Source organism: uncultured Campylobacter sp. (genome assembly GCF_938018035.1).
In the GTDB taxonomy this organism is placed as follows: domain Bacteria; phylum Campylobacterota; class Campylobacteria; order Campylobacterales; family Campylobacteraceae; genus Campylobacter_B.
Window position 1 is genome coordinate 1 of record NZ_CALIJF010000411.1, and the last position, 1,551, is coordinate 1,551.

The 1,551-nt window shown below is 39.8% G+C and carries 2 protein-coding genes and 1 tRNA gene; all 3 read right to left on the reverse strand.

All coding sequences use genetic code 11. The features are described 5' to 3' along the window. Window positions 1-196: 196 nt before the first annotated feature. Window positions 197-273, reverse strand: a tRNA-Ile gene (locus tag Q0257_RS12610). Window positions 274-527: 254 nt separating this feature from the next. After that, a complete protein-coding gene (locus tag Q0257_RS12615; protein WP_298025320.1) occupies window positions 528-827 on the reverse strand; it encodes a hypothetical protein in 300 nt (99 codons plus the stop codon). A gap of 22 nt (window positions 828-849) precedes the next feature. After that, a complete protein-coding gene (locus Q0257_RS12620; RefSeq protein WP_298025323.1) occupies window positions 850-1,185 on the reverse strand; it encodes a YccF domain-containing protein in 336 nt (111 codons plus the stop codon). Between the last annotated feature and the right edge of the window lie 366 nt (window positions 1,186-1,551).

A 1,551-nucleotide genomic window follows, 5' to 3' on the forward strand; every position in this document is an offset into this window, starting at 1 on the left:
AAATAAAATTTAATCGGTCGCCAAATGAAAGTTAAATTTGAAAATTCAATCGCGAGCTTAACCGCATTTCAAAGTTGAAATTCTGCGGCAGGCTTTGTCTTTTGAAGTTATGAAGCGGAATTTCAAAGGAAAAACGACGCTTGAAATTTTATGGAATTTGCGGATTTTGATGCAGTGAAAAGCCGAAATTTTGTGGTGGTGGGCTCACTAGGACTTGAACCTAGGACCATCCGGTTATGAGCCGGATGCTCTAACCAACTGAGCTATGAGCCCGCCAGCGGTAAAAAAGAAATGTGATTTTACAAAAATAATCTTAAAACGGCGTTAAAATTCTAACCGCAGAATTTTATGAAACTTAGGCCCGCTCAAATTGTGGCTAAATTTCACGCCAGAGCGCGCGACTTTATCTGATTTTCGATCAGATCACTTTCGTGCGCACAAGGCGGCGTAAATTTAAGGCAAAATTTATATAAATTCCAGCTCTTAAATTCGCCGCCATAATCTAATCCGCTTTTAAATCGCGTGAATTAATAGATTTTTTTCACGCTAATAGGCTCAGATAGCATTTTAGGGACGCCAGGGAATTCATACGCTCTTCGGCAGATATTATTTTCGGCATCGGGACCTTTTTCTACAGTGAAGGTTTTCTTTTTGGCATCTACGCTAATTACGAAGCATCTATCCCCTTTGCCGCTTTTAAGATACGCTGAATTTGCTCCGTTAGGCTCTAAGGGAACGTATGTCATAATTGAAAAATCTCCAAATTTACCACTAGTTGTATAGTAAGAGCTTATATCAGTTTCAATAGTCATTAAATTTGTCGCCAACTTAGCAATCTCCGCATCATCTCTAGTAGCTACCCCAGGTAGCGCAGTCGCTACTGCAGGTAAAGCGATCGCTACGATGCATACTGTAGCTATTACCTTCGATACGGACCACTTTTTGAGGCGTTACGTCATATTCGTAGTTTTGCAGCGACTTTGCGGCGACGATAAGCGAGCTTTTATTTTTGCGCACCATATCGTTGGTGAAGGGCAAAAATATAAATTTGCCGTATACCATAAGACCTAATCCCGCGGGAGCGGTCCGACTAAAACGGTTAAGGATCGAACCCGACAAATAAGTTAAAATAGCCAAGATCCAACCGCCTAGAAAAAACCAAATAATGTTGCCTAAAATACGCATATTTTACCTCTTTATAAATTATGTAAATCAAGCAAGCCGCCTGCTAGAGACGTTGCACAGCCTACCATTGCTTTTGCGGCGTATTTTATGCGACCTGCACGCTATACCGCACAAAACGAGTCGTATGCGCGCAAAATCCCATGCGCAAAACAACTGTAGAATGATAGGGGGGGGGGTTAACGATTGGTAACAAGCGCTTTTGCGCGATAAAATTTTAGTACGCAAATGGCTGCGGCAAGGGAGTTTGCGAAATTTAAAATTTATTTTGAAAAAGTTAGGAATTTTAAAATTTTAACGCTAGGATTTTGAAAAATTTTATAAATTTTTATGAATTTTACGAATTGAAATTTTAAAATTTTCATAGCG

What these genes read in the sequence shown, in the direction of transcription:
- Q0257_RS12620 (WP_298025323.1), bottom strand. Translation starts at nt 1,185, where the DNA reads ATGCGTATTTTAGGCAACATTATTTGGTTTTTTCTAGGCGGTTGGATC.